General features: G+C 64.2%; 27 protein-coding genes and 1 tRNA gene. 17 read left to right on the forward strand and 11 right to left on the reverse strand.

Annotation, left to right across the window (positions count from 1 at the left end):
• Positions 1–9: 9 nt before the first annotated feature.
• Positions 10–552, reverse strand: coding sequence for a MarR family winged helix-turn-helix transcriptional regulator (locus JY96_RS03635; protein WP_081961013.1), 543 nt, complete (start codon positions 550–552; stop codon positions 10–12).
• Positions 553–626: 74 nt separating this feature from the next.
• Between JY96_RS03635 and JY96_RS03640 the strand changes: the two genes are divergently transcribed.
• The 4 genes from JY96_RS03640 (at position 627) to JY96_RS03655 (ending at position 4,643) form a co-directional block, all read left to right on the forward strand.
• The gene (locus JY96_RS03640; RefSeq protein WP_052162100.1) at positions 627–2,474 is read left to right on the forward strand and encodes an ABC transporter transmembrane domain-containing protein; all 1,848 of its coding nucleotides are present in this window, start codon (positions 627–629) and stop codon (positions 2,472–2,474) included.
• A 90-nt stretch (positions 2,475–2,564) separates the two neighbouring features.
• Complete coding sequence (locus JY96_RS03645) at positions 2,565–3,224, forward strand: OmpA family protein (RefSeq protein WP_035041068.1); 660 nt, start codon at positions 2,565–2,567, stop codon at positions 3,222–3,224.
• Between the two features lie 74 nt (positions 3,225–3,298).
• On the forward strand, positions 3,299–4,129 hold the full coding sequence (locus tag JY96_RS03650; protein WP_035035038.1) for a thymidylate synthase: 831 nt from the start codon (positions 3,299–3,301) through the stop codon (positions 4,127–4,129).
• A 22-nt stretch (positions 4,130–4,151) separates the two neighbouring features.
• Positions 4,152–4,643: a dihydrofolate reductase gene (locus JY96_RS03655; protein ID WP_035035039.1), complete on the forward strand. Its 492-nt coding sequence runs from the start codon at positions 4,152–4,154 to the stop codon at positions 4,641–4,643.
• Between the two features lie 236 nt (positions 4,644–4,879).
• Here the strand turns inward: JY96_RS03655 and JY96_RS03660 are convergent, their stop codons facing one another.
• Positions 4,880–5,758, reverse strand: coding sequence for a pirin family protein (locus tag JY96_RS03660; protein WP_035041070.1), 879 nt, complete (start codon positions 5,756–5,758; stop codon positions 4,880–4,882).
• Positions 5,759–5,832: 74 nt separating this feature from the next.
• Entirely contained in the window at positions 5,833–6,450 is a 618-nt protein-coding gene (locus tag JY96_RS03665) for an FMN-dependent NADH-azoreductase (RefSeq protein ID WP_035035040.1), read from the reverse strand.
• A gap of 139 nt (positions 6,451–6,589) precedes the next feature.
• Between JY96_RS03665 and JY96_RS03670 the strand changes: the two genes are divergently transcribed.
• Both JY96_RS03670 and xth read left to right on the forward strand, forming a co-directional pair.
• Entirely contained in the window at positions 6,590–7,567 is a 978-nt protein-coding gene (locus tag JY96_RS03670) for a LysR family transcriptional regulator (RefSeq protein ID WP_052162102.1), read from the forward strand.
• 48 nt (positions 7,568–7,615) lie between these two features.
• Positions 7,616–8,407, forward strand: coding sequence for an exodeoxyribonuclease III (gene xth, locus JY96_RS03675; protein WP_035035043.1), 792 nt, complete (start codon positions 7,616–7,618; stop codon positions 8,405–8,407).
• Positions 8,408–8,410: 3 nt separating this feature from the next.
• On the opposite strand, the gene mutY is transcribed toward xth, so the two are convergent.
• The 3 genes from mutY to mutM all read right to left on the reverse strand — a co-directional run bounded on the left by mutY (position 8,411) and on the right by mutM (position 12,446).
• Complete coding sequence (mutY, locus tag JY96_RS03680; protein ID WP_052162103.1) at positions 8,411–9,508, reverse strand: A/G-specific adenine glycosylase; 1,098 nt, start codon at positions 9,506–9,508, stop codon at positions 8,411–8,413.
• Positions 9,505–11,517 (reverse strand): dynamin family protein, encoded by a 2,013-nt coding sequence (locus JY96_RS03685; RefSeq protein ID WP_035035046.1) that lies wholly within the window; start codon positions 11,515–11,517, stop codon positions 9,505–9,507. Before JY96_RS03685 ends, mutY begins: the two co-directional genes overlap by 4 nt.
• Positions 11,518–11,615: 98 nt before the next feature.
• Positions 11,616–12,446 carry a bifunctional DNA-formamidopyrimidine glycosylase/DNA-(apurinic or apyrimidinic site) lyase gene (gene mutM / locus JY96_RS03690; protein ID WP_035035049.1) on the reverse strand — a complete coding sequence of 277 codons (831 nt, stop codon included), beginning with the start codon at positions 12,444–12,446 and terminating at the stop codon, positions 11,616–11,618.
• Between the two features lie 90 nt (positions 12,447–12,536).
• Here mutM and JY96_RS03695 point away from each other — a divergent pair, with 90 nt between their 5' ends.
• The 8 genes from JY96_RS03695 to JY96_RS03730 all read left to right on the forward strand — a co-directional run bounded on the left by JY96_RS03695 (position 12,537) and on the right by JY96_RS03730 (position 19,338).
• Positions 12,537–14,411: a tetratricopeptide repeat protein gene (locus JY96_RS03695; protein ID WP_052162104.1), complete on the forward strand. Its 1,875-nt coding sequence runs from the start codon at positions 12,537–12,539 to the stop codon at positions 14,409–14,411.
• Complete coding sequence (locus tag JY96_RS21915; protein ID WP_052162105.1) at positions 14,408–15,067, forward strand: lipoprotein insertase outer membrane protein LolB; 660 nt, start codon at positions 14,408–14,410, stop codon at positions 15,065–15,067. Before JY96_RS03695 ends, JY96_RS21915 begins: the two co-directional genes overlap by 4 nt.
• Before the next feature lie 18 nt (positions 15,068–15,085).
• A complete protein-coding gene (gene ispE, locus JY96_RS03705; RefSeq protein ID WP_035035051.1) occupies positions 15,086–15,976 on the forward strand; it encodes a 4-(cytidine 5'-diphospho)-2-C-methyl-D-erythritol kinase in 891 nt (296 codons plus the stop codon).
• Between the two features lie 145 nt (positions 15,977–16,121).
• Positions 16,122–16,198, forward strand: a tRNA-Gln gene (locus tag JY96_RS03710).
• Between the two features lie 151 nt (positions 16,199–16,349).
• Complete coding sequence (locus tag JY96_RS03715) at positions 16,350–17,312, forward strand: ribose-phosphate pyrophosphokinase (protein WP_035035053.1); 963 nt, start codon at positions 16,350–16,352, stop codon at positions 17,310–17,312.
• 83 nt (positions 17,313–17,395) lie between these two features.
• A complete protein-coding gene (locus JY96_RS03720) occupies positions 17,396–18,016 on the forward strand; it encodes a 50S ribosomal protein L25/general stress protein Ctc (protein WP_035035055.1) in 621 nt (206 codons plus the stop codon).
• 90 nt (positions 18,017–18,106) lie between these two features.
• A complete protein-coding gene (gene pth, locus JY96_RS03725; RefSeq protein ID WP_035035057.1) occupies positions 18,107–18,772 on the forward strand; it encodes an aminoacyl-tRNA hydrolase in 666 nt (221 codons plus the stop codon).
• Positions 18,773–18,825: 53 nt separating this feature from the next.
• Positions 18,826–19,338, forward strand: coding sequence for a DUF4124 domain-containing protein (locus tag JY96_RS03730; protein WP_035035059.1), 513 nt, complete (start codon positions 18,826–18,828; stop codon positions 19,336–19,338).
• 38 nt (positions 19,339–19,376) lie between these two features.
• On the opposite strand, the gene JY96_RS03735 is transcribed toward JY96_RS03730, so the two are convergent.
• From JY96_RS03735 to rsmD, 3 genes are all read right to left on the reverse strand, one after another.
• The gene (locus JY96_RS03735; RefSeq protein WP_035035061.1) at positions 19,377–19,631 is read right to left on the reverse strand and encodes a YfhL family 4Fe-4S dicluster ferredoxin; all 255 of its coding nucleotides are present in this window, start codon (positions 19,629–19,631) and stop codon (positions 19,377–19,379) included.
• Positions 19,632–19,661: 30 nt separating this feature from the next.
• A complete protein-coding gene (coaD, locus tag JY96_RS03740) occupies positions 19,662–20,162 on the reverse strand; it encodes a pantetheine-phosphate adenylyltransferase (RefSeq protein WP_081961015.1) in 501 nt (166 codons plus the stop codon).
• 84 nt (positions 20,163–20,246) lie between these two features.
• Entirely contained in the window at positions 20,247–20,912 is a 666-nt protein-coding gene (rsmD, locus tag JY96_RS03745) for a 16S rRNA (guanine(966)-N(2))-methyltransferase RsmD (protein WP_052162107.1), read from the reverse strand.
• Between the two features lie 57 nt (positions 20,913–20,969).
• Between rsmD and ftsY the strand changes: the two genes are divergently transcribed.
• Positions 20,970–22,154: a signal recognition particle-docking protein FtsY gene (gene ftsY / locus JY96_RS03750; RefSeq protein WP_035035064.1), complete on the forward strand. Its 1,185-nt coding sequence runs from the start codon at positions 20,970–20,972 to the stop codon at positions 22,152–22,154.
• Between the two features lie 42 nt (positions 22,155–22,196).
• Here ftsY and JY96_RS21920 read toward each other — a convergent pair whose 3' ends face one another.
• A complete protein-coding gene (locus JY96_RS21920; RefSeq protein WP_052162108.1) occupies positions 22,197–23,060 on the reverse strand; it encodes a DUF2726 domain-containing protein in 864 nt (287 codons plus the stop codon).
• 211 nt (positions 23,061–23,271) lie between these two features.
• On the reverse strand, positions 23,272–24,651 hold the full coding sequence (ffh, locus tag JY96_RS03760) for a signal recognition particle protein (RefSeq protein WP_035035067.1): 1,380 nt from the start codon (positions 24,649–24,651) through the stop codon (positions 23,272–23,274).
• 32 nt (positions 24,652–24,683) lie between these two features.
• Here ffh and JY96_RS03765 point away from each other — a divergent pair, with 32 nt between their 5' ends.
• Together JY96_RS03765 and JY96_RS03770 are read left to right on the forward strand one after the other, a co-directional pair.
• Positions 24,684–25,547 (forward strand): inner membrane protein YpjD, encoded by an 864-nt coding sequence (locus tag JY96_RS03765; RefSeq protein ID WP_035035070.1) that lies wholly within the window; start codon positions 24,684–24,686, stop codon positions 25,545–25,547.
• An 18-nt stretch (positions 25,548–25,565) separates the two neighbouring features.
• On the forward strand, positions 25,566–25,802 hold the full coding sequence (locus tag JY96_RS03770; protein WP_035035072.1) for a PP0621 family protein: 237 nt from the start codon (positions 25,566–25,568) through the stop codon (positions 25,800–25,802).
• The last annotated feature ends 2 nt before the right edge of the window (positions 25,803–25,804 follow it).

Here is a 25,804-nt window from a genome sequence, read left to right on the forward strand (position 1 = left end):
TTGTGGGATTCAACCGTGCCGCTCGGCATCGGTCTCTTCTCGCATGGCCTCGGCATTGGCCAGCAAGCGCCGCATCAAGGTCATCAAGGTCTGCCATTCATCGCGGGTGAAGCCATCCAGCAAGCGGTTGGACACTTCGCACAACACCCCTGGCACGGGTGCAATGGCCGCTTCGCCTTCCGGCGTCAGGGCCAGGTGCACCACACGGCGGTCTTCGGTCGAGCGTTCGCGCTTGCACAGGCCCTTGGCTTCCAGGCGATCCAGCGTGCGCGTCAAGGCGCCGGCATCCAGCTGCAACTCGCGCGACAAGGCTGCCAGCGTGTTGCACTCGCCCTTGCTGATCATGAACATCGGCGTCCATTGCGCCTGGGTCAGCCCATGGGTGTCCAGCCGCTTGTCTGCCTGGCTCACCATGATCTGCACCACGCGGCGCATGAGGTAGCCGAAGCTGTTTTCCCGGGCCCAGTTGCCCTTGCTGTAAATCGGCGCGGCGGGGGCCGAGCCTGCCTCCGCACCACAGGCGTCGGCTGAAGAAGTTGACGAATCAGTCATGGCGTTAATTTATTTGCCTACGCAAATATTGTCAAGGCATGATAATGGGACAAGTTTCACGAGTCAGCCCCCTCATGCCCCGCACTGCCACTGCTCAACCACCTGCCGGCAAGTCTGTCCGGTCGCTCAACGACCTCAAGCCCTTCCTGCAGCCCTACAAGACCCGCATCGCCCTGGCGCTGCTCTTCTTGTTGATGGCGGCCTTGACCACCCTGGTGCTGCCGATTGCCCTGCGCACCCTGATCGACCAGGGCATGGTGGCCGCCGACCCGGGCCAGCGCGTGATGGCCATGCGCGACCACTTCCTGGCCCTGTTCGGCGTGGGCGTGGCCATGGGCCTGTTCTCGGCTTCGCGCTACTACTCGGTCACCTGGCTGGGCGAGCGCATCACGGCAGACATCAAAAGCGCCGTGTATGGCCACGTGCTCAAGCAAAGCCCCGAATTCTTCGAGACCACGCAAAGCGGTGAAGTCCTGTCACGCCTGACGGCCGACACCACCCTGATCCAGACGGTGGTGGGCACCAGCGTGTCCATGGGCCTGCGCAACGCCATCATGGCCGTGGGCGCCCTCACCATGCTGATCGTCACCAACCCGTATGTGATGGCCCAGGTGCTGGGTGGGCTGGTGCTGGTCGTCATGCCGGCGATCATCTACGGCCGCCGCGTGCGCCGCCTGTCGCGCGCCAGCCAGGACCGCGTGGCCGACTCCAGCGCCATCGCCGCCGAGGTGCTCAATGCCGTACCCGTGGTGCAAAGCTACACAGCCGAGGGGCGCGAGGCCACACGCTTCATCAACGCCACCGAAAGCGCCTTCAAAACCGGCGAGCGCCGCATCCGCGCCCGCGCCGTGCTGGTGGCCTTCATCATCATCGCCACCACCGGCGCGCTGCTGTGGGGGCTGTACCAGGGCACGCAAGCCGTCATGGACGGCAAGATCAGCGCCGGCCACATGGGCCAGACCGTCGTCTACGTGATCCTGCTGCTGAGCTCGGTGGCAGCCTTGTCCGAAGTCTATGGCGACATCCTCCGCGCCGCAGGGGCTACCGAACGCCTGATGGAGCTGCTGGCTGCGCGCTCCCCGATCCAGTCGCCGGCACAGCCCAAGTCGCTGCCAGCGCCCAGGGGCGGCTCACGCCTGACGCTGTCTGACGTGTCTTTCCACTACCCATCCCGGCCCGGCCAGACCGCACTCGATCACTTCAAGCTGGTGGTCAACCCCGGCGAAACCGTGGCCCTCGTCGGCCCCAGTGGTGCAGGCAAGAGCACGGTCTTCCAGTTGCTGCTGCGCTTTTACGATCCGCAAAACGGCCGCATTGAACTGGATGGGGAATCCGTGACGCAACTGAGCCTGGAAGACCTGCGCCAACGCATCGGCATCGTGCCGCAAGACAGCACCATCTTCTCAACCACCGCGCTGGAAAACATCCGCTACGGCTGCCCCGGCGCCACGGATGAACAGGTCCACGCAGCGGCACGCGCCGCCCACGCACACGACTTCATCACCGCCCTGCCCGAGGGCTACAACACCTTCCTGGGCGAGCGCGGTGTGCGCCTGTCTGGCGGCCAGCGCCAGCGCATCAGCATCGCGCGGGCCATCTTGAAAAACGCGCCGCTGCTGTTGCTCGACGAAGCCACCAGTGCGCTTGACACGGAGAGCGAACGCGCCGTGCAGGCCGCGCTGGAAGAGGCCATGAAAGACCGCACCACGCTGGTCATCGCCCACCGCCTGAGCACGGTGGTCAACGCCGACCGCATCGTGGTGCTGGATGGCGGGCAGATCGTCGACGTGGGCTCGCATGCGGAACTCATGGCGCGCAATGGGCTCTATGCCAAACTGGCTGCGATGCAGTTTGACCAGGCTGCGCCCGCCACCGGGGATGACGCCAACGATGGCGAGGCTCCACAAGCCTTGTCAGCCTGAGCCCCAACCGATGCGTTGAGGATGCATGACTTAGACAGTGCATCCACGATGCACGCCCTTCAACCGAGCCCACATACCAACATGCCCACCATGCAAACCACTCGCACCCTGATGATCTCAGCCCTCAGCTCGGCCGTCCTGCTCGGCGGCTGCGCCAACATGGACGAAACCCAGCGCGGCACAGCCCAGGGCGCAGCCATCGGCGCAGTGGCGGGCGCGGTCATCGGCCAGGTGGCCGGCAAGAACGCCGCAGCCGGTGCGGCCATCGGCGGCATCGCCGGCGCCGTGGCGGGCAACGTCTGGTCCAAGCGCATGCAGGCCCAGCGCGAAGCCATGGAACAGGCCACCCGCGGCACCGACGTTGAAGTCACCCGCACGGCCGACAACCAGCTGAAGGTGAACATTCCCAACGACATCTCCTTTGCCACTGGCAGCGCCGCCATCAAGCCCGAGTTGCGCTCCGTGCTGGAGACCTTTGCCAGCGGCCTGAGCAAGGATGGCTCCGGCATGCATGTGCGCATCGTCGGCCACACTGACAGCACCGGCTCGGAAGCCGTCAACAACCCGCTGTCGCGCGAACGAGCTGAGAGCGTCAAGAACTTCCTGGTTGACCGGGGCGTGCCATCCAGCCACGTGGAAACCGTTGGCCGCGGCGAGCGCGAACCCATCGCCAGCAACGAAACCGCCGAGGGCCGCGCCAAAAACCGCCGCGTCGAAATCTTCCTGCGCGATCCGGAACAGAAGTCCTGATCCCCACGACTTGGTCAAACCAGGCAGCCGGGCAGAGATAATCCCGGCTGTTGTCATTTTCGAGGACGCCCCAGGTGAGCCGCCCCATTCGCAGTCAATTTGAAGACTTCATGCGCCACGTCCACACCACGGGCGTGCTCAAGGCCGACCGCACCGGCACCGGCACGCGCAGCGTGTTTGGCCACCAGATGCGTTTTGACCTCAGCGAAGGCTTCCCCCTGGTCACCACCAAGAAGGTGCACCTGAAGTCCATCATCGTCGAGCTGCTGTGGTTCCTGCGTGGCGACAACAACGTCAAATGGCTGCAAGAGCGCGGCGTCACCATCTGGGACGAATGGGCCCGTGAAGACGGCTCGCTGGGGCCCGTGTACGGCGTGCAGTGGCGCAACTGGCCCAAGCCCGATGGCGGCCACGTTGACCAGATCAGCGAGGTCGTCAAGCAGCTCAAGACCACGCCGGATTCCCGCCGCATCATCGTCAGCGCCTGGAACCCCGGCCAGATCGAGCAGATGGCCCTGCCACCTTGCCATGCCTTCTTCCAGTTCTACGTGGCGCCGCCGCAAGCCGAAGGCGAACGCCCCAAGCTCAGCTGCCAGCTGTACCAGCGCAGTGCCGACATTTTCCTGGGCGTGCCCTTCAACATCGCCAGCTACGCCCTGCTGACCCACATGCTCGCGCAGCAGTGCGACATGGACGTGGGCGACTTTGTCTGGACAGGCGGCGACTGCCACCTCTACAGCAACCACACCGAGCAGGTCGAGCTGCAACTCAGCCGCACGCCCTACCCTTACCCGGTGCTGAACATCAAGCGCAAGCCCGCCTCGATCTTTGACTACGAGTACGAAGATTTCGAAGTGCTGGAGTACCAGCACCACGCGGCCATCAAGGCACCCGTGGCGGTCTGACGCGAGCACATCGACTTCGCACATGACCACACTCAGCCTGATCGCCGCCGTGGCCCGCAATGGCGCCATCGGCAAGGACAACGCCCTGCTGTGGCGCCTGTCCGAAGACCTGCAGTTCTTCAAGCGCACCACCATGGGCTGCCCCGTGATCATGGGCCGCAAGACCTATGACTCCATCGGGCGCCCGCTGCCTGGCCGACGCAACATCGTCATCACGCGCAACCCGCAGTGGTCTGCCCCCGGCATTGAAGGCGCGCCCTCGCTGCAAGCGGCGCTAGCCCTGCTCGACAACACGGTCGACAAGGCCTTTGTCATCGGCGGTGCACAAATCTATGCCGAAGCCCTGCCGCTCGTGCAGGAAATCGTGCTGACCGAGATCGACCGGGATTTCGAGGCCGATGCCTTCTTCCCGTCCTGGGACAAGGCGACCTTCACGGAAGTGGCACGCGAAACCCACCACGCCCCCGCACCCAACGATTTCGACTACGCCTTTGTGACCTACCGTCGCAACTGAGCCGCCGCATCAAGAAGACCGAAGCATCCAACCAATGGAACGACTAACCAGGCCAAGCGCAGCAAGCAAGGCCTGGCCTCCGCCCTGGTGGTCGATGACGGCAAGTGCGCGTTCTACCAAAAGGAAGCCGAGTCCAGGCACTTCGATGAGCTGGGTGACGCGCACATGCACGAGCACCACCGCCTGGTTCCACCTGCCAGCCAGGCGACACCACGCCGGCGACGCTCAGACACCCGTCAGGCGAACTGCCCGGCCTTGAAGTCCGCCACCGCCTGGAAGATTTCCTCCTGGCGGTTCATCACGAAGGGCCCGTACTGCGCGATGGGCTCGTTCAAAGGCCGGCCCGCAATGAGCAAGGCCCTGGTGGCCCCTCGGGCAGACAAGCTCACCCCGTCTCGATCAACCTGGTTTTTCAGGATGGCCATGCGCTGCGCGGGCACCACCGTATCCCCCAAGGCCAACTCACCCCGGTACACATACACAAAGGCGTTGTGCTCGGGCGGCAGCAACTGATCAAAGCGCGCGCCATCGGGCAAGTGCAAGTCCAGATACAGCGGTGCGGTCGCTTCGCGTTGCACGGCCCCCTCGACACCATGGCTGCTACCGGCGATCACGCGCACGGTCACACCGGCATCGGTCGTGAACTCAGGGATGTCTGCGCTCTGGATATCGCGGTACCAGGGCGCCGTCATCTTGTCCTTGGCAGGCAGGTTCAACCACAGCTGGAAACCTTCCATGCGCCCAGCTTCCTGCTCGGGCAACTCCGAGTGGATCACCCCACGCCCGGCGGTCATCCATTGCACGCCGCCGTTTTGCAGCAAGCCCTCATGGCCAGCACTGTCGCGATGGCGCATGCGACCAGCGATCATGTAGGTCACGGTCTCGAAGCCGCGATGCGGGTGGTCCGGAAAACCGCCGATGTAGTCGTCCGGGTTGTCCGTGCCGAACGCGTCCAGCATCAGGAAGGGGTCCAGCCTGCGCTGCAAGGGCTGCGTCAGCACACGCGTGAGCTTGACGCCCGCGCCGTCCGACGTGGCCTGGCCTGCGATCAGGCGCTCGACGTCCCGAGGATTGGTCACGCTGCTTGACCGGACGATCTCATTGACCTTGCTCATGCTGGACTCCTGATGCGCATCGACCTGCGCCCGGCGCGGTCGATGCAGACGAACATTGTCGACCACACCCGGCATCAAGCCAGGGCAGCCTCACCGATGCCCAGTTCATCGATCTGGGCATGCGCCGACGCCAACGCATCCTGCTCGGCCTGCGACCCCAGGGCCATCCCTTCGGCGTACACGAACTGCACGTCCGTCATGCCCAGGAAGGCCAGCACCGTCCTCAGATAAGGCACCTGCGTATCGGCTGGCGTATTGCGGTACTGGCCACCACGTGTCAGCGCCACATACACCTTCTTGCCGGTCAGCAAGCCCACGGGCCCCTTATCGGTGTAGGTGAAGGTGACGCGGGCACGGGCGATCGCGTCGATCCAGTTCTTGAGCTGGGCGGGCACGCCGAAGTTGTACATGGGCACGCCCAGCACCAGCACATCGGCTGCCTGAACTTCGGCGATCAGCGCGTCGTCAATGGCCACGCGGGCAGCCTGTTCGGCCGTGCGCTGTTCGGCGGGTGTGAACAAGGCCTGCAGGGCAGGCTCATCCAGCTCGGCCAGTGGCTGGCGCCCCAGATCACGCACGGTCAGCGCGCTGCCGCCATTTGCAGCCGCCACGCGTTGGGCGATCGTGCTGGCCAGGCGGCTGGAGTGCGAAGCATCAGGGCGGGCGCTGGAGTTGATTTGCAGGATGTTCATGATGGGTCCTTCGGTTGGAAGTGAATGTCGATGGGCCCACTTTAATTATCCCAAACAGAACACAGAAGCCATCGAAATGGATAACATTGTTCCACCCAAGAAACAATCATCCTGATCCATCCTGATCGGCCCGACCCCTATGAACATCGAGCCCAATGACCTGCTGCTCTTTGCCCGCGTGGTCGATGCCCACAGCTTCAGCCGTGCCGCCGAGCAATTGGGCCTGCCCAAATCCACCGTGTCCCGCCGGGTGGCGGGGCTGGAAGCCCAGTTGGGCGAGCGCCTGTTGTTGCGCACCACGCGCAAGCTCACGCTCACGGATTTCGGGCACACCGTGCTGGAGCACGCCCAGCAAATCGTCGCCGAGGTCGATGCGGCCTCCAGCCTGGCGCAGCACCGGCAGGCGCAACCCAGCGGCCGACTGCGCGTGACCATGCCATCGGACTTCGCCAGCATGATGCTCGCCCCCATGATGGCCGACTTCGTTCGCCAGTACCCCGCCATCTCGCTGGAGCTGGACCTCACCCCACGCCGCGTCGATCTAATCGGCGAGAACATGGACCTGGCCATCCGCATGGGCGACCTGCCGGATGACGCCTCGCTGGCGGCCAGGCGCCTGGCCGTGTTCACCACTGGCCTGTACGCCTCACCCGCCTACCTGGCCGCGCGAGGTCATCCGTCCGAACCGGAGGCCCTCATGGAGCACGACACGCTGCGCCTGCTGGGTCGAGATGGCGACGCCATCCCTTGGGTGTTGCAACGCGATGAGGCGCACTGGACGGGCATCCCCCCGGGTCGTGCCACGGCCAACTCGCCCGACCTGCTGATGCGCATGGCCCTCGCCGGGGCGGGCGTCGCGCTGATCAACGACTACTTCGCCGAGGCGCATGTGCGCAGTGGCGATCTGCAGCCGGTGCTGCCCGACTGGCGTGCGCCGTCCACCTCAGCCTGGGCCGTCTTCCCTGGGCGTAGGCTGATGCCCGCACGCACAAGAGTCTTTCTGGATGCGCTACAAGCCAAACTGTCTGGCGAACACTGCCAGGAGGCAGCCAACCGCATTGCACAAACCTTGCACACAGCCAGGCAAACGGCCAGGCGGGCGGCGCATCGAAACTAAACTACGCTCCTCGCCGACGACACCGCGTTGGCCCCCACACCCACGCGCATGAAACTCGCTACCTGGAACGTCAACTCCCTGTCCGTACGCCTGCCGCAACTGCTGGACTGGCTCGCCGCCAACCCGGTCGATGCGCTGGTGCTGCAGGAAACCAAGCTCACCGACGACAAGTTCCCGCATGCTGACCTGGAAGCCGCCGGTTATCAGAGCCAGTGGTTTGGCCAGAAGACCTACAACGGCGTGGCCCTGCTGACCCGCGCAGACAGCACGGCAGGCAGCACCGACATCGTCAAGAACATCCCCGGCTTCAGCGATGAGCAGGCGCGTGTGATCGCCGGCACGGTTCAGGATGCGCAGCTGGGCAACGTGCGCGTGATCGGCTGCTACTTCCCCAATGGCCAGGCCCCCGACAGCGACAAGTTCAGCTACAAGATGAACTGGCTGGACGCGCTGCAAGCCTGGATCAAGCAGGAGCTGCAAACCCACCCGCACCTCGTGTTGATGGGCGACTTCAACATCGCCCCCACCGACGCCGACGTGTACGACCCGATCGCCTGGAAAGACCAGATCCACTGCACGCCACAAGAGCGCACCCACTTTCAGCAACTGCTGGACCTGGGCATGCATGACGCGTTCCGGCTGTTCGAGCAGCCACCCAAACCCTGGAGCTGGTGGGACTACCGCAACCTGGCCTTCCGCAAGAACCAGGGCCTGCGCATCGACCACATCCTGATCAGTGACGCCCTGAAAGCGCACACCACGGCCTGCGTGATCGACAAGGCGCCGCGCAAGAACGAGCGGCCGAGCGACCACGCACCGGTGATCGTCACGCTGGGCTGACCCTCAACCCTGCAGCAGGCGCCGCAGCGGCGCGGGCAAGCCCCAGTTATCGAGGTCGGCCACAGGCACCCAACGGCCGCTGGAGGCCATCTCGGTCAAGCTGCGCTGCAAGCGTGCGGCCACCGCCGCATCACCCAAGACAAGGCGGCGCGGGTTCAGGTACCAATCGAGGTGCGTCAGCACGTGTTTCGTGCGTGGCTGCGGCTCGATCAACGCCCCCAGCTTGTCGCCCAGCAGCGCCATCAAGGTTTGCTCGTCATCGAGCAAGGGCAGCGTCCACAGGCCCGCCCATACGCCCTTGTCAGGCATCTGTTGCAACCACACCTGATCCTGCCATTGCAACCACAACAACCAGCTCTCGCGCTCACTGCGCTTGAGCTTGCGCGTCTTGACCGGGTAACGCTCGGGGTCCCCCTTCACGCGCGCCTGGCAGATGTCGGACCAGGGGCAAGTCAGGCATGCAGGCTTGCGTTGCGTGCACAAGGTGGCACCCAGGTCCATCAAGCCCTGCGTGTACGAAGGCATGTCGCCCTCACGCGCTGGCAACACGGCTTGCGCGGCTTCCCACAAGGCACGCTCATGCGTCTTGACGGACAGATCCTGATCCCATCCCAGCACACGGCTGAGCACCCGCTTGACATTGCCATCCATGATGGAGATGCGCTCGTCAAAGCAGAACGCCGCGATGGCCGCTGACGTGGAGGGGCCAATGCCCGGCAGCGACTGCAAGGCCTCGCTGCTGCGCGGGAACACGCCGCCATGCTGGCTCACCACGGCCTGCGCACAACGATGCAGATTGCGAGCACGGCTGTAGTAGCCCAGGCCGCTCCACAAGGTCAACACATCATCCAAGGGCGCAGCAGCCAGTGCCTGCACATCGGGAAAGCGCTGCAAAAAACGCTCGAAGTAGCCCAGCACGGTGCTGACCTGGGTCTGCTGCAGCATGATCTCTGACAGCCACACGCGGTAAGGATCACGCACACCCTGCCAGGGCAGATGATGGCGCCCTTCCTGACGCTGCCAGGCCACCAGGCGCTCAGCCAAGACTGGCGTCACCTGCTGCGCTTGCTGCAGCAGGCGGGCTGGGCTCGTGGCGCTCATGCGCCCGCGGTGCTTTGCGACGTGGATTGAGAAGCCAGCGACAAGTCCAGCGTCACCTGCTGGACATCGGCCCCGTTGGCCGCAGACAAGGTATCGGTCTGCGCCTGCTTGACCAGCTCATCCACCAGCGACCCCAGACGGGTCTGCAACTGCAGCACGCGCTCGTCCTGCGCCTGGACTTCCTGCACGCGGTTGTCCAGCTCGTTCGATGCCGACTGGATGCGGTCCAGCGACTCATAACGGCGCTTGAAGTTGCGGCGGCGTTCGCGCAACTGGCTGTCCACCTGCGCCGACGCGGTCTTGTTCCACAGTTCGATGTCGTTGCTCACGGTCTCGAACACCACACGCAGACGCGAGATCAGCATGCGGCGGAACTGCTCCTGGAAGCCCGGCTGCGCCAGCCTGAAGGCCTGGCTCAGGCCCAGGTACTGCACGTAGTTGCGCTCGATGAGGTTGAGGTCTTCGGTGTACTTGCGCACATCCAGCGGCACATCGGCCACCAGGCTGAAGCCGAACTCGGCATTGAGCTTGGCGTACGAGGCCACCAGCATGGCGTGGATCTCGTCATTGCGCTGCTGCGCCTGCTCGATCAGGTCACGCAGGCGGCCACACAAGTCGATGAAGGACTTCTTGGCGCCCAGCGGCAACCACGAGCCCCCCAGCACCTGCTGCAGCACATCCACCTCCTGGCGCAGGCGATCTGCGGACAGGTCATGCAAGGCATTGCGCAACATGCGGGCATGCACACTGCGCATGGCCTGCAAGCGGGCCGTACATTGCTCGAACTCGGAGGCTTCGGCCTGCACCCGCTGCAGCATCAGCTGCACCTTGCCACTGCTCTTGCCGCGCAGGCCACGCAGTTCATGCAACTGGTCGGCATACAGGCGGCGCATCTCGCCGAAACGGCGGGTGAGCTGCTGCTGGAACTGCTGCGCCCCCTGCACCGCGGCCTGCCCCAACGTCTCGCGGCGACGCGGCAGCAGCCCTTCGGACAAGGCGTTCTCGAAGGTCTCCAGACGGCTTTCGCCCAGGCCTTCACGGTTGCCGCTCAAGCGTGCAGCCAGGGCCTGACGTGCCGAGATCGGGAACACATGCGAAGTCGGGATCTCCAGCGTCTGCGCCACGCTTTCGCACTGGCGCACGATGGTCTGCTCGATCTGCTCGGGCGTGCTCAAGGGGTCGACCAAGGAGTCGATCTTGTTGAGCGCCACGAAACGGGCCAGCGCCGGGCCGCACAGGTGATCACGCCAGATCGACAGGTCGGACTTGGTCACGCCGGTGTCCGCCCCCAGGATGAACACGGTGGCATGCGCCTGGGGCAGCAGCCCCAACGTCAATTCAGGTTCCGTACCGATCGCGTTGAGACCAGGGGTGTCCAGCACCACCAGGCCGCGCTTGAGCAGCGGGTGCGGCAGGTTGATACGGGCATGGCGCCACACCGGCACTTCAACCGAACCATCAGCCTGCAAGGGCGGGTTTTCTTCGGGGCGCTCGGGATCCCAGAAACCCAGGCGAGCGGCTTCCTCGGGCGACACCATGCGCGTGCGCATCACCTCGCTCAGCGCCTTGGCCATCCCCTCCGGATTGGACAGGTCCAGCTCGATCCAGGTCCACTCCTTGGGCAGGCGGCGGTACTCGGCCAGGGAGGCCGCCTCCAGGCGCGTGTCGATGGGCAGCAGCGACAAGCCAACCGGGTCGTGCGCGTCATACCCCAGCTCGACGGGGCACATCGTGGTGCGCCCGGCCGACGCCGGCATCATGCGGCGGCCCTTGTCCGAGAAAAAGATGGCGTTGATCAACTCCGACTTGCCGCGCGAAAACTCGGCGACAAACGCCACCATCAGTTTCTCGCCGGACAGGCGATGACGCATGGCCTCGAACCATTCTGCGGACGCATCGTCAAGCAGATCATGTTCGCGGGCAAAGCGGGCCAGGGCCGCCAGTTTGGCGTCCGTGTCGGCGCGCCACTGCCCAAGGGCATCCAGGTGGCTGGCAAAAGTCGGCATCATGGAATTAATCGTATCTCAAGCCGGTGAACCGGAAATAAGCATATTCGTCCGAGTTGGGACAAAAAGTACAGCCTTATTCGCCAAGCAATCCACAGCCGTCACCTTTTCTGACAAATTGGGCAATAAAAGGTGGCGCGTTGCCCCTGCAGCACACGGCGAATCGGCGTGCCGCAAACCCGACAGGGCAGCGCTTCGCGTCCGTAAACCTGGGTCGCCAATTGAAAATGGCCCTGGGCACCGTGCGCGTCCTTGAAATCCTTCAGGCTGGAGCCACCCAGGGCAATGGCTTGCTGCAAAACAGATTGAACCTCTCGCACCAGTTTTTCACAGCGTGGTTTACTCACGCGCCCGGCGGGCAACCTCGGGTCGATACCCGCTCTGAAAAGCGCCTCACACGCATAGATATTGCCTGCCCCAACCACAATGTCGCCGGCGAGCAGGGCCTGCTTGATGGCCACCGAACGCCCCCGCAAACGCTCATGCAGATAAGCGCCATCCAAGGCTTCGTCAAATGGCTCCAGCCCGAGGCCCGCCAGCAATTTGCCGGGCACCCCTTCGTGCATCGAGGGTCCCCATACGACAGCACCAAAACGACGCGGGTCGGTCAGCCGCAAGGTCCCTTTGTCGGTCACCATTTCAAAATGGTCGTGCACACCAGCCGGTGGCAAGCGGTGAGAAAACGACAAGGAGCCTGACATGCCCAGGTGGATCAGCAAACCGCCTTGCGTGCCATCCGACCGGGCCAAAGGCAGCCAGAGGTATTTGCCTCGGCGCAACACTTTGCCCACCTGCCAGCCATGCAAGGCATCCACGTCATACCCGACTGGCCAGCGCAATGGCTTGCCCATGTGCACGGAACGCACGCTCGCGCCTTCGATGCGGTCACCAAAACTCTGGCGAGTGACTTCAACTTCGGGTAATTCAGGCATGAAGGGAATTATCCCGTCCCAATCGAATCCATCGGAGCCAAGGCGAGTGGCCGCCACATCAATAGAATGGCCACATCAGTTGGAGACCCCATGTCCCTCTCTTTTGCCAATTTGTCCGCCCTGGCCTTCAGAGCCGCCACCGCACCAGCCGCCCGCCGGCGGTCACGCTCATCCTCCCTGGCGGCCACGCTGGGCGCCGGCACGCTGGCCCTGTGTGGCCTGAGCACGGCGTTTGCCCAAGGCCAGGCCGCATCCCCCCCGAGCAAGGCAGGCTCTGCAGCGGTCACATCCGTGGTGGTCAAGCCTACCGTCCAGAACTCGGCGATGGACGGCGCCCTGTTTTATCAAATCCTGGTCGCCGAGGTGCAAGCCAACAGGGGCGATGCCGGCTCTGCCTACCAGCTCTACCTGGAGTCTGCCCGCCGGCACCAGATCGGCCAGCTTTACCAGCGCGCCGTGGAAATCGCCTTGCGTGGCCGCGCTGGCGAGCAGGCATTGGCCGCAGCCAAGGCCTGGCGCCAGGCCATGCCACATTCCAAAGAAGCCTCCGAGTACACCGCGCAGATCCTGCTGGCGCTGGGCCGCACCAGCGACCTGGCCGCCCCGCTGCGCACACTGATCCAGCTGACCCCGACACCACAGCAACCGCAGGTGCTGGCCTCTCTGCCTCGCACCGTGGCCCGATTGAATGACAAACGCGCCGCGGCACAGGTGATCGACGAAGCCACCCAACCCTGGCGCCAGCCCCCGCTTGAACTGGCCGAAGCCTGGTCCGCCAGCGCCGAAGGCTGGATGCAGGCCAAGGACTACGACAAGTCCATGGCCGCACTGGAAAAGGCCGTTGCACTCAAGCCGTCCTTGCCCAACCCGGGCCTGATCGCCATCGACCTGATGAACATCGACCCACGCGCCGAACAGTTCGTCAAGCAGCAACTGGCTCGCCCCGACGCTCCCTCGCTGGTGCGACTGGCTTACGGCCGAAAGCTGGCTGGCACGCAACGTTATGTCGAGTCGGCCGAGCAACTGGAGCAACTGCTGGCCACCCAGCCTGATCAGATGGGCACCTGGGTCACCCTGGCCGCCGTGCGGCTGGAGCTCAAGCAACTGGACAAGGCCGAAGCAGCCCTGCAGCCCGTGCTCAACCCGACCCCAGGCAACAACAAGGCCGCCACGTCCAACGTCACGCCACCTGACGCCAACGACACCGAGCAGGCCTACCTGCTCATGTCCCAGATTGCCGAGCAACGCAACCAGCTGGCGCAATCGAGCGCCTGGCTGGACCGCGCCGACCCCAAGCATGAGCGGCTCAACATCCAGGCCCAACGTGCACGCCTGCTGGTCAAGCAGGGCAAGATCGCCGAGGCACGCAAGCTGATCCGCGAACTGCCCGAGACCGAACCGCGCGACGCCGTGATGAAGGTCCAGGCCGAAGCCCAGCTGCTGCGCGACGCACGCCAATGGGACGAGGCCTACAAGGTCCTGGGTGACGCCACCAAGCGCTTCCCGGACGACAGCGACCTCTTGTATGACCAGGCCATGCTGGGCGAACGCCTGAACAAGTTCACCGAGATGGAAGCGCAGCTGCGCAAGGTCATGGAGATGGCGCCGGACAACCCCAACGCCTTCAATGCCCTGGGCTACAGCCTGGCCGACCGCGGCATCCGCCTGGATGAAGCGCGCACACTCATCAAGAAGGCGCTGGAGCTGCGCCCCGGCGACGCCTTCATCACCGACAGCCTGGGCTGGCTGGAGTTCCGCGCCGGCAATGGCGCCGAAGCCCTGCGCATCCTCAATGAGGCCTACCAGTCCCGCCCTGACCCTGAAATTGCAGCCCACCTGGGTGAAGTGCTCTGGAGCCAGGGCAAGCAGGATGAAGCACGCCAGTTGTGGCTGGACGCCCTCAAGCGCGAGCCAGACAACGACACGCTCAAAGAGACCCTGACGCGCTTCAAGATCAAGCCGTGAGATCGCCGCGCGCCCTCGCTCGCGCCCTGTGCGTGCTGTGCCCCCTGATGCTGCAGGCTTGTGCCAGCGTGTCCGAGGGCGACCCCATCGTGGCGCAGATGCGATCCGGCGGCGCCTGTGCGGCAGCAGAGGCCTCATCCGCGCCGGGCGCACCCTTGCCAGCTCAGGCGGCGGAAGCACGCCCGCCTGCTCGCGCCCTGCCCCGCATCGACCTGCAAGGACAGATGAGCGTCAAGCTGAGTGCCTTTGCCGATCAGCCCGCCAAGGGCCTCAGCCTGGGTTTTTTCTTCTCAGGCAACACCGACACCGGCCAGCTTGACCTGATGACCCTGATGGGCAGCCAGATGGCGCAGGTGAACTGGCAACCGGGCGAAGCCTGGCTGGTCAATGACAAGGGCCGCGCACGCTACGACAACCTCGACAGCCTGAGCGAAGCCGCGCTGGGCGAGCCCCTGCCCTTGCGGCAACTGGTGCACTGGATGCAAGGCCATCCAGACCCAGAACTGCCCAGCGCACCAGGCCCTGAGACCGACACCTTCACCCAGCAAGGCTGGCTGATCGACGCACGCGAACTGCCCATCAAGAAGCTGAACGCCCGGCGCGAAGCCACGCCCGTTCAACGAGGCGTCCAGCTCAAGATCTACCTGGACCGCTGAAGCACCCGCACGCCCGCCATGCCCAGCCTGCACAACCTGCCCGCACCCGCCAAGATCAACCTGTTCCTGCACGTGACGGGTCGCCGCCAGGATGGCCACCACCTGCTGCAGTCCGTCTTCATGCTGATCGACTGGCAGGACACCCTGCACATCGAGACCCGCAGTGATGGCCAGTTGCGCCGCCACGACCTCAACGTGGGCCTGCCCGACGATGACCTGTGCCTCAAGGCTGCACGGCTGCTGCAGGCCGAGAGCCGCACGTCGCAAGGCTGCGACATCCGCATCCACAAAGAGGTGCCCTGGGGCGCCGGCCTGGGCGGCGGCAGCTCGGACGCGGCCACCGTGCTGCTGGCGCTCAACCAGCTGTGGGGCCTGAACTGGCCGAGGTCGCACCTGGAGGCACTCGCCGTGAAGCTCGGGGCCGACGTGCCTTTCTTCGTGCGCGGGCACAACGCCTGGGTCGAAGGCATTGGTGAGTCCATCACCCCGATCGCACTGCCAACCGAGGTGCTGAACACCCCCTTGGCCTTGCTCAAACCGCCTGTGGCCGTCCCCACTGTGGCGATTTTTGGCAACGAATTGCTCAAGCGCGACACAAAGCATGCTATAGTCGAAGACTTTCTTGCAGCGCCCCGGCGCTTCGGCAGAAACGACTTGCAGGCTCCCGCGGAGTCCTACAGCGGTCAGATCAGTCAAGCGCTGGAGATCATGCAGAACCGCTTCGGCAACAGCCGGATGACGGGCTCAGGCAGTACCGTGTTTTCGTGGATGTCCACTGACACAAACAGCCAGACACCCACCTTCCAGCCAGCCGATCTGGGCCTGAATGATCCCGCATGGGTCGGTCGCGTCAGTCGCGGTCTGATTCAGCATCCCCTGCTTGATTTGCTTGATCCGATCCCTGATTGATCCGCAAATTAAACAGTGAAGATTCTGAACAACAGACTTGAATGACGCAAAAAACCGGCTATAATGCGAGGCTCTGAACAAGAGTGCAGCTTACTAGGTTGCAGCGCGATGAGGTAGCGATACATCAAAGCACTGTGTCCTGTGTAGGGGAATCGCCAAGTTGGTTAAGGCATCGGATTTTGATTCCGACATACGAGGGTTCGAATCCTTCTTCCCCTGCCAAATAATTCGTTCGGTCCCTTGATCGAACATCACCTGCCCTACACCTTCCGCGAAGGCTGTTTTTCCTGGCAACAGTCAGGTACTCCTCAGGGCCAGGTGCTGGGCAGATGCTATTTTCGCCATCAGTCCCACGTTCTACGATCGGCCCGCCATGCTATCCGATACCGTTCTGTTCACCGGCAACGCCAACCCGGCGCTCGCTCAGGAAATCGCCACCAACCTCGGCATCTCGCTGGGCAAGGCCTCGGTGGGCCGCTTCTCTGATGGTGAAACCACGGTCGAGATCCAGCAGAACGTGCGCGGTCGCGAGGTGTTCGTGGTGCAGTCCACCTGCGCCCCCACCAACGACAACCTGATGGAACTGCTGATCATGGTCGACGCGCTCAAGCGCGCGTCCGCCCAGCGCATCACGGCCGTCATCCCCTACTTCGGCTACGCCCGCCAGGACCGTCGTCCTCGCTCGACCCGTGTGCCCATCTCGGCACGCGTCGTGGCCAACATGCTGGAAGCCGTCGGCGTCAACCGCGTCCTGACGATGGACCTGCACGCCGACCAGATCCAGGGCTTCTTCAACATCCCCGTCGACAACATCTACGCTTCGCCCGTGCTGCTGTCCGACCTGCAGGCCAAGAAGTACGAAGACCTCGTGGTCGTGTCGCCCGACGTCGGTGGCGTGGTGCGTGCCCGTGCGCTGGCCAAGCAACTGGGTTGCGATCTGGCCATCATCGACAAGCGTCGCCCCAAGGCCAATGTGTCTGAAGTGATGCACGTCATCGGTGAAATCGATGGCCGCAACTGCGTGATCATGGACGACATGATCGACACCGCCGGCACCCTCGTGAAGGCGGCCGAAGTGCTCAAGGAGCGTGGCGCCAAGAGCGTGTACGCCTACTGCACGCACGCCGTGTTCTCGGGCCCCGCCATCGAGCGCATCAAGAATTCGCATCTCGACGAAGTCGTGATCACCAACACCATTCCGCTCAACGACAGCGCCAAGGGCACCGGCAAGATTCGCCAGCTCACCACGGCCTTCCTGTTTGCGGAAACCATCCGCCGCATCACCGATGGTGAGTCGGTGACCTCGCTCTTCTCGGAACAGAACAACAACTTCTGATCCGATTCCCTTGACCGGGCCGTCGCAGGTCCGGTCTTTTTACAGCGCCTGGTCGCGGGCGCTATACCAACTTGGAGCATTCCATGAAATTCACCGCCTTCGAGCGTAGCCTGCAGGGGACCGGAGCGAGCCGCCGCCTGCGCATTTCCGGCAAGACACCTGGCATCGTTTACGGTGCCGGCCAAGAGCCCAAGAACATCGAGCTGGACCACAACGCGCTGTACCACGCCATGCGCAAGGAAGCCTTCCATTCGTCCGTCCTGGACATGGAGCTGAACGGCAAGGTCGAAAAGGTCCTGCTGCGTGACTACCAGGCTCACCCCTTCAAGCCCCTGGTCCTGCACGTTGACTTCCAGCGCGTTGACGCCACCACCCGCATCCACAAGAAGGTGCCCGTGCACTTCGTGGGCGAGGTCGACTCTCCTGCAGTCAAGGTTGACAAGTGCATCATCAACCACGTCACCACCGAACTGGAAATCGAGTGCCTGGCTGAACAGCTGCCTGAATTCCTGACCTGCGACCTGAGCAAGGCCGTCAAGGGCCAGACCTTCGGCGTGGAAGACCTGGGCCTGGCTGCCCACATCAAGGTGCTGACGCACGGCCGCAAGGCTCCGACCCTGGCTACCGTGGTCGAGCCCGTGGAAGAAGTCATTGCCGCCCCCGTGGCTGCTGCCGAACCCGCCAAGGGCAAGAAGAAGAAGTAATCACTTCTTCCCTTGCGCTCATGCGAGTCAAGCCCCGCTCAAGCGGGGCTTTTCTTTTTGTGGATGCCACCTAGATAATCCGCACCCATCATGATTCGACTGTTTGTGGGCTTGGGCAACCCCGGCCCGGAATACGAAGACACTCGGCACAACGCCGGTTTCTGGTTCATTGACGACCTGGCCCGCCGCCTGGGCGTCACCCTGCTGCCCGACCGCGCCTACCATGGCCTCGTCGCCCGCGCCAACACGCCACAAGGGCCTGTGTGGCTGCTGCAGCCGCAGACCTACATGAACCTGTCGGGCAAGTCGGTGGCTGCGCTGGCCCGCTTCTTCAAGATCACGCCCGAAGAAGTGCTGGTGGTGCACGATGAACTCGACTTGCTGCCCGGCCAGGTCAAGCTGAAAAAGGGTGGCGGTCATGGCGGCCACAACGGCCTGCGCGACATCCACACCCAACTGGGCACGCCCGACTACTGGCGCCTGCGCCTGGGCATCGGCCACCCCGGGGTCAAACACGAGGTGGCCAACTTCGTGCTGCGCAAACCACCTCAGTCAGAGCGTGAGGCCATTTTCAAATGCATCAGCCAGTCGCTGGATGCCGTGGACGCCATGCTCGCCGGTGACATGAACAAGGCCGTCACCGTGGTGCATGCGCAGCCTCAGCGCCCCAAGCCGCCCCGCAAGGAAGCGACCGCCAAGCCCATTGAGTCCACTGAACCAGGCAAGACAACGCCCCCGGAGGCGCCACCAGGCTGAGACCCATATCAGCCGGCTTGCCTGAACCACATACAACACAAGGAGGAAGGTTCATGACACACCGGACACGCACCATCAAGAAGCCGCATCAACGCGTGGCCACCTCTGTGGCCGTGGTGATGATCGGCCTGCTGCTCGGCATGAGCGGCGCAGCCGTACGCGCCAATGCGCCCTCGCCCGCCAGCACCAAGCAGAGCTGGCGCTGCACCAGCCAGACCGGCACGGTCACCTACAGCCAGCAACCCTGCGAGGGCCAGGCCGAGCTCAAGCAGATGGCCGACGATCGCAGCACCGCTCAACTGCGCCAGTCTCGCGACAACGGCCTGCGCGACGCCAAACTGGCCCGGCGAATGCAGCGTGAGCGCCGCCATGAAGAGCGCATGGCCAGCCTGGAGCGGCCGGTTGCGCTGTCGAAAAACAAGCCGCACGTGATCAAGGCCACGCCCAACAGCCATCGCCCCAAACCCGTCAGTGACTCGACGCGCCCGGTCAAGATCAAATCAGAGAAAAAGCCGTCTGGCCGCAGCAACACAGCGGACAACCAGGGCTCGTCACTTCGCCCCTGATCAAGCGGCAGGCAAAAAGAGCCGCCCCACCAGGTAGCTCAGGCCGCCTGCGCCTGCAAGCGACGGAACTTGGCCCACAGCTGGTCTTTGGACTCGACGTGATCCGGGTTGACCGGGATGCACTCCACCGGGCAGACCTGGATGCATTGGGGCTCATCGAAGTGCCCGACACACTCCGTGCACTTGGCCGGGTCGATCACGTAGATGGTCTCGCCCATCGAGATGGCCTGGTTGGGGCACTCGGGCTCGCACACGTCGCAGTTGATGCACTCGGAGGTGATGGTCAGGGCCATGTACTTCTACCTTGCTTGCTCGGCGCCGGCTCAATCGGCCTTGCGGTTCACACGTTCGTGCAAGCGCGCCAGCACGCTGGGTGCCACGAACTTGGAGACATCGCCACCGAGCATGGCGATTTCACGCACAAAGGTGCCCGACACAAACTGGTATTGATCCGACGGCGTCAGGAACACCGTTTCAACATCGGGCATCAGCTGGCGGTTCATGCCAGCCATCTGGAATTCGTACTCGAAGTCGCTGACGGCGCGCAGGCCACGCACCACCACCTTGCCGCCGTGCCCGACCACGAAGTCGCGCAGCAGGCCCGAAAAGGCGATGACCTCGACATTGGGATAGTCCTTCGCCAGCTCCTTGGCCATGGCCAGGCGCTCATCCACCGAGAACATCGTGCGCTTGTGGTGGCCGGCGGCCACCGCCAGGATCAGGCGACCAAACAACTGGCTGGCACGACGCATCAGGTCAGCGTGGCCCAGGGTCATGGGGTCAAAAGTACCAGGGTAAACGGCGGTCAGCTTGGATGAAGTCAATCGGGGCTCCGATGGTGAAGATGCCGGGGCAGCCGGCTCCCGGCTCGGCAGAGGGCAGTGTAAAGCCCAGCTTGAGCGGCGCGGTCAGGCAGGCGGAGCAGCCACGCGTCGAAAAAGGTGAAAGTGCACTGCCCCTGCCTGCCCGTGGCGATGCGGCGCAAGCTGGGCGATCAGGTGCGCGTGCTGTTCAGCATCAGGCAATTGCGCCAATGGTGCCGGCGATTCCAGATAGATCCAGCCGCCGTCTGGCACGCATTGAAGCGCCCCTTCCAGGGCTGACCAGAACAAGCCTTCGTCAAAAGGAGGATCCAGAAAAACCAGGTCAAAGAGCCCGGCCTGACGCGCCTGGCGCATCCAGGGGATGGCGTCGGCCTGCATCACCCGAACCTGGGAAGCCTTGAGCCGCGCTTGCACGGCTTGCAGATTGCGGACGAGACCGGGCTCGCGCTCCAGCAGCAGCACCTCCTCGGCGCCGCGCGACGCGGCCTCGAAGCCCAAGGCACCGCTGCCGGCAAAGGCATCCAGTACCCGCCAGCCAGACAGATCCTGCCCCAGCCAGTTGAACAAGGTTTCTCGCACGCGGCCAGGTGTGGGGCGCAGGCCAGCCGACACCGGCACGGGCAACACGGAGCGCTTCCACTGCCCCCCGATGATGCGAACCTCCTGTGCGGCGGTTTGCGCCACGGCTTGCGCCGCCTTGGTCTGCGGGCCTTTGATCGGATCGGGTTTGCGGGGGCGTGTTGCGCTCATGTCGTTCGGTCTTGCTCTGCGCGTATTGTAAAAACCCGGGGCTCTTACAATGTGCCCATGTTCAGTTTCATCAAGAAAAAGCTGGGGTGGGGCTCCGCCCAGCCTGAGTCCGCGCCCGCGCAGCCCTCCGGCGATGCCGACAAGGCAGCAGGCGCGCCCGCACCTGCCGAGCAGCCGGCGCCAGCCATCTCCACCAAGCCTGCAAACGCCTCGCCTGCAGCGCAGCCCCCTGCTCAGCCCCCCGTTGCGCAGGCTGCACGCCCCGAGACACCTCAGGTCCAAGCATCACAAGCGCCTGCTGCAACGCCTGCACCAGCGCCGGCCCCCGAGCGCCGCTCCTGGCTGGACAAGCTGCGCGCAGGCCTGCGCAAGACCGGTTCCAGCATCGCCCAGGTCTTCACCGGCACGCAGATTGACGACGCCTTGTACGAGGAGCTGGAGTCCGCCCTGCTGATGGCGGACGCGGGCGTGGCCGCCACAGAGCACCTGCTGGCCGACCTGAAGCACCGCGTCAAGGAAACCAAGGCCACCGACCCATCGCAGGTCAAGAACCTGTTGATCGACGCCATCACCGAGCTGCTGCAACCACTGGAGAAATCCCTGGTGGTGGGGCTGCACACGCCCACCGTCATCATGGTCGCCGGCGTCAACGGTGCGGGCAAGACCACCTCGATCGGCAAGCTCACACGCCACCTGTCCGATGCCGGGCAGAAAGTGCTGCTGGCCGCCGCCGACACCTTCCGCGCAGCAGCCCGTGAACAGCTGCTGGTCTGGGCCGATCGCAACCATGTGGAGATCGTCAGCCAGGAAGGCGGCGACCCTGCTGCGGTCACTTTTGACGCCGTTCAGGCCGGCCGTTCACGCGGCTGCGACGTGGTCATCGCCGACACGGCAGGCCGCCTGGCCACGCAATTGCACCTGATGGAAGAGCTGCGCAAGGTCAAGCGCGTGATCGGCAAGGCCATGGACAGTGCCCCGCACGAGGTGCTGCTGGTGGTCGATGGCAACACGGGCCAGAACGCGCTGTCGCAGGTCAAGGCCTTTGACGAGGCCCTGGGACTGACCGGCCTGATCGTGACCAAGCTCGATGGCACGGCCAAGGGCGGCGTGCTGGCCGCGATCGCCTTGTGGTCGCGCCAGCGTCACAGCGCGGTGCCGGTTTACTTCATCGGCGTCGGTGAAAAGCTGGAAGACCTCCAGACCTTCAACGCCCGCGAATTTGCCCAGGCCTTGCTGGCCTGACCGCCACCGGGCCCCGCTGTGCGGTGCCTGGCAATGCCTGACTCAATGGTGGCGTTGCGCGGTCGGTGCAGCCGTTGCGGCTGGCGCAGCGTCGAGCGGCATCTCGCCTGAGTCCAGGTCATCGAACCAGGTCGAAGGCGGCGGCTCTTTGCGCTCGTTCTCGGGCGTGTCATCGGTGTAGGCCCATTCGTCCAGCGCGACGTCCACCGTTTCGTTGACGCTCATGCCATTCATGGCGCCAATCGGGCTTTGCATGGAAGCCACCACGGCGGCGGCTTCGGCATCGCGCCTCGCCACACTGACATCCTGATAGCCGGAGCGCCCAGAAGTCGAGATGGCTGCGCCCAGGATGGCCTCCCTTGCCACGGCTGGCCCGGGCAAAGCCCCTTCCAGCCAGACATGAACGGGGATGCGCGCCGCCTGCAGCACACGGTCCATGCGCGCATGGCGGCGCTGGCTGCGTTCTTTTTCGCGAGAAATCGGCTGGCGGATCTCCACCACCGCGATCACCTGCGAGGCCATGTCGCACACGACCAGGTCGGCACACAGGGAACCCACGCGGCGCAGCCATTCGCTGTAGGAATTCTTGGTGGGCACCTTGATGAAACGGGCCACCGGCACTTGCGCCAGGATGACGTGATCCGGCATGGCCTTGCGCAACACGTGATAAGCGTCACGCTCGCTCACGGTCAACACCCGGGTGGCCATGGGCTCCCAGTCCATCAGGGTGTCGAGGTTGTCCTGCATGCTGGGCCCGCTCTTGCGACCGAAGCGCGCCTTGCCCTCCTGACGGGCTTTGGAACGAGGCGCGTCACCGCGCGATGGCCGTCCAGATGCGGCCTGGTGGTTCTTGCTGTACCACCACGCGCCTGCAATGCCTGCGGAACCCAGAATGCTGGCGACCAAAACCGGCCAAGTCGTTACCATGTCCATCATTTTTCAGGCCTTCCTGCCCAAGCTCACCACGGGCAACCAACACCCGGACTCATCAGGCTCTTCGGCTACCAAACGGGTCGACTGAAGGCCTCGGTTGCACACGCAACACAAGTCACATACGCTAACAGCGCCCCCCTGCCAGGGTCAATCGGGTTTACAGGCAAGGTCGTGACAAGGCGTTTCAGCGGCCCATGCCCGGCATGCCCTTCATGCCGCCCATGCGTTTCATCATCTTGAAAAGGCCGCCGCCCTTCATCTTTTTCATCATGGTCTGCATCTGCTCGAACTGGTTGAGCAGGCGGTTGACGTCCTGGATCTGGACACCCGCGCCTTGTGCAATGCGGCGCTTGCGGCTGGCCTTGGTCTTGCCATCCATCAGCAAGGCAGGCTGGCGGCGCTCCTTGGCTGACATCGAACGGATGATGCCCTCCATGCGGCGCATGTCGCGCTCGGCCTTGTCCATGTCGGCCTGACCTGCCTTGGAAGCCAGCTCGGTGGGCAGCTTGTCGATCAGGCCGGACAGCCCGCCCATCTTCTTCATCTGGCTGATCTGGGCCAGGAAGTCGTCGAAGTCGAAATCGGCACCGGCCTTGACCTTGTCGGCCAGCTTTTGTGCCGCCGCGATGTCGACCCCCTTGGTCACCTCTTCGACCAGGGCCACGATGTCGCCCATGCCCAGCACGCGGCCGGCATGGCGATCGGCGTCGAACACTTCCAGGCCGTCGATCTTTTCAGAGACACCGGCAAACTTGATGGGCACACCGGTGATCTGGCGCACGGACAGCGCCGCACCACCCCGCGAGTCACCGTCCAGCTTGGTCAGCACCACGCCGGTCAGCGGCAAGGCATCCTTGAAAGCCTTGGCGGTGTTGACGGCGTCCTGGCCCTGCATGGCATCCACCACGAACAGGGTTTCGACCGGGTTGAGCAAGGCGTGCAGGTCCTTGATCTCGGCCATCAGCACTTCGTCAATCGCCAGGCGGCCGGCCGTGTCGAACAGCAGCACATCGAAGTAATGGCGCTTGGCGTAGTCGATCGCGGCCAGGGCGATGTCGTGCGGCTTCTGGCTCGGGTCGGAAGGGAACCACTCGGCGCCGGCTTGCGCCGTCACGGTCTTGAGCTGTTCGATGGCGGCCGGACGATAGACGTCGGCCGAAACCGTCAGCACCTTCTTCTTGCGCTTTTCGATCAGGTGCTTGGCCAGCTTGGCCGTGGTGGTCGTCTTGCCCGCGCCCTGCAGGCCGGCCATCAGGATGATCGCGGGCGGCTGGGTGGCCAGGTTGATGTCAGAGACACCCTCGCCCATCGTGGCGGCCATCTCTTTCTGGACGATGCTGACCAGCACCTGACCCGGCGTCAGCGAGGACACGACCTCGTGGCCCAGGGCCTTTTCCTTGACGCGGGCGATGAAATCCTTGACGACCGGCAAGGCCACGTCGGCCTCCAGCAGCGCCATGCGGACCTCTCGCAACATGTCCTGCACGTTGGATTCGGTGATGCGGGACTGGCCGCGCATGGTTTTAACCAGGCGACTCAGTCGTTCAGTGAGGTTGGATGCCATGAAATAGCTGCTTGTGCTCTTAAACTCGTCACATGATTTTATCGCTCGCCTCGTTCACGTCTTTCACGTCATGGCCCACTGGCCTGGCCGTGCTGGCTTATGTGGTGGCCAGTGCATGGCCCGCACGCACCGCCAGCGAGAACACCCACCAGGATAGGCCCGTCTGGGCGGCCCTCTGCCTGGGCTGGCTGGCTCAGGCATTGGCCATCCTGCTCGACACGGTGGCGTTTGACGGCCCGACCCTGCATGCGCGCTTCGGCTTTGCGCCAGCCCTGTCTGTGACCACATGGCTGGTGCTCGCAGTCTATGCCATCGAGAACCGCCGGCTGGGTTTGCCCAGCGTGCGCCGTGCGCTGGCGCTGCTGGCCGCCATCACCGTGGCCCTGGCCTGGCTCTTCCCAGGGCAGACGCACCCACAGAACGTGCCGCCCCTGGCGCCGCTGCATTGGCTGACGGGCTTTGCGTCCTACGGCCTGATCGGCGCGGCGCTGTTGCATGCAGCCCTGCTGCGGCACGCCGAAAAACAACTGCGCGCCAAGCCGGTATCAGGCCAGATCCCCCACCCAGGCTCGTCTGGCGGGCAAGCCCTGGGCATGCCGCTTTTGCGCCTGGAATCCTTGACCCTGCGTTTCGTGGGCGCCGGCTTCGTGATGCTCAGCCTCACGCTGGTGCTCGGCGCCTTGTTTGCCAAACCCTGGCGCTGGGATCACAAGACCATTTTTTCCGTGCTGTCGTGGCTGGTGTTCGCCGTGCTGCTGATCGGCCGAGCGCGATTTGGCTGGCGCGGCCGCCAGGCGGTGCGCTGGCTGGTGGCGGGCTCCGCGCTGCTGCTGCTGGCTTATGTTGGCTCGCGTTTCGTGCTGGAAGTGGTGCTGCACCGCGCCACCTCGGCCTGATCACGTGCAGAGCCAAGCATGTTCAAGTACCTCCTGATCGCCCTGCTCCTCGTCTGGCTGTTTTACTCGCCGGCGCTGCGTGGCCGACGCACGGGCAGCAAACCGCCAGGCAAACCTGAAGCACCCCGCGCCGAAAAAATGGTGCAATGCGCCCATTGCGGGGTCCACCTGCCCGAGGGCGAAGCCGTCATGGACGACAAGGGCCAAGCCTTCTGCAGCCAGGCACATCGGCACGCCGGGCGCGGGCAGGCTTGAAC

The organism is Aquabacterium sp. NJ1 (genome assembly GCF_000768065.1).
Lineage (GTDB): Bacteria > Pseudomonadota > Gammaproteobacteria > Burkholderiales > Burkholderiaceae_C > Aquabacterium.

Coding starts and splice junctions, on each gene's coding strand:
- JY96_RS03635 (WP_081961013.1), bottom strand. CDS start 552: ATGACTGATTCGTCAACTTCTTCAGCCGACGCCTGTGGTGCGGAGGCA.
- JY96_RS03640 (WP_052162100.1), top strand. CDS start 627: ATGCCCCGCACTGCCACTGCTCAACCACCTGCCGGCAAGTCTGTCCGG.
- JY96_RS03645 (WP_035041068.1), top strand. CDS start 2,565: ATGCAAACCACTCGCACCCTGATGATCTCAGCCCTCAGCTCGGCCGTC.
- JY96_RS03655 (WP_035035039.1), top strand. CDS start 4,152: ATGACCACACTCAGCCTGATCGCCGCCGTGGCCCGCAATGGCGCCATC.
- JY96_RS03660 (WP_035041070.1), bottom strand. CDS start 5,758: ATGAGCAAGGTCAATGAGATCGTCCGGTCAAGCAGCGTGACCAATCCT.
- JY96_RS03665 (WP_035035040.1), bottom strand. CDS start 6,450: ATGAACATCCTGCAAATCAACTCCAGCGCCCGCCCTGATGCTTCGCAC.
- JY96_RS03670 (WP_052162102.1), top strand. CDS start 6,590: ATGAACATCGAGCCCAATGACCTGCTGCTCTTTGCCCGCGTGGTCGAT.
- xth (WP_035035043.1), top strand. CDS start 7,616: ATGAAACTCGCTACCTGGAACGTCAACTCCCTGTCCGTACGCCTGCCG.
- mutY (WP_052162103.1), bottom strand. CDS start 9,508: ATGAGCGCCACGAGCCCAGCCCGCCTGCTGCAGCAAGCGCAGCAGGTG.
- JY96_RS03685 (WP_035035046.1), bottom strand. CDS start 11,517: ATGATGCCGACTTTTGCCAGCCACCTGGATGCCCTTGGGCAGTGGCGC.
- mutM (WP_035035049.1), bottom strand. CDS start 12,446: ATGCCTGAATTACCCGAAGTTGAAGTCACTCGCCAGAGTTTTGGTGAC.
- JY96_RS03695 (WP_052162104.1), top strand. CDS start 12,537: ATGTCCCTCTCTTTTGCCAATTTGTCCGCCCTGGCCTTCAGAGCCGCC.
- ispE (WP_035035051.1), top strand. CDS start 15,086: ATGCCCAGCCTGCACAACCTGCCCGCACCCGCCAAGATCAACCTGTTC.
- JY96_RS03715 (WP_035035053.1), top strand. CDS start 16,350: ATGCTATCCGATACCGTTCTGTTCACCGGCAACGCCAACCCGGCGCTC.
- JY96_RS03720 (WP_035035055.1), top strand. CDS start 17,396: ATGAAATTCACCGCCTTCGAGCGTAGCCTGCAGGGGACCGGAGCGAGC.
- pth (WP_035035057.1), top strand. CDS start 18,107: ATGATTCGACTGTTTGTGGGCTTGGGCAACCCCGGCCCGGAATACGAA.
- JY96_RS03730 (WP_035035059.1), top strand. CDS start 18,826: ATGACACACCGGACACGCACCATCAAGAAGCCGCATCAACGCGTGGCC.
- JY96_RS03735 (WP_035035061.1), bottom strand. CDS start 19,631: ATGGCCCTGACCATCACCTCCGAGTGCATCAACTGCGACGTGTGCGAG.
- rsmD (WP_052162107.1), bottom strand. CDS start 20,912: ATGAGCGCAACACGCCCCCGCAAACCCGATCCGATCAAAGGCCCGCAG.
- ftsY (WP_035035064.1), top strand. CDS start 20,970: ATGTTCAGTTTCATCAAGAAAAAGCTGGGGTGGGGCTCCGCCCAGCCT.
- ffh (WP_035035067.1), bottom strand. CDS start 24,651: ATGGCATCCAACCTCACTGAACGACTGAGTCGCCTGGTTAAAACCATG.
- JY96_RS03765 (WP_035035070.1), top strand. CDS start 24,684: ATGATTTTATCGCTCGCCTCGTTCACGTCTTTCACGTCATGGCCCACT.
- JY96_RS03770 (WP_035035072.1), top strand. CDS start 25,566: ATGTTCAAGTACCTCCTGATCGCCCTGCTCCTCGTCTGGCTGTTTTAC.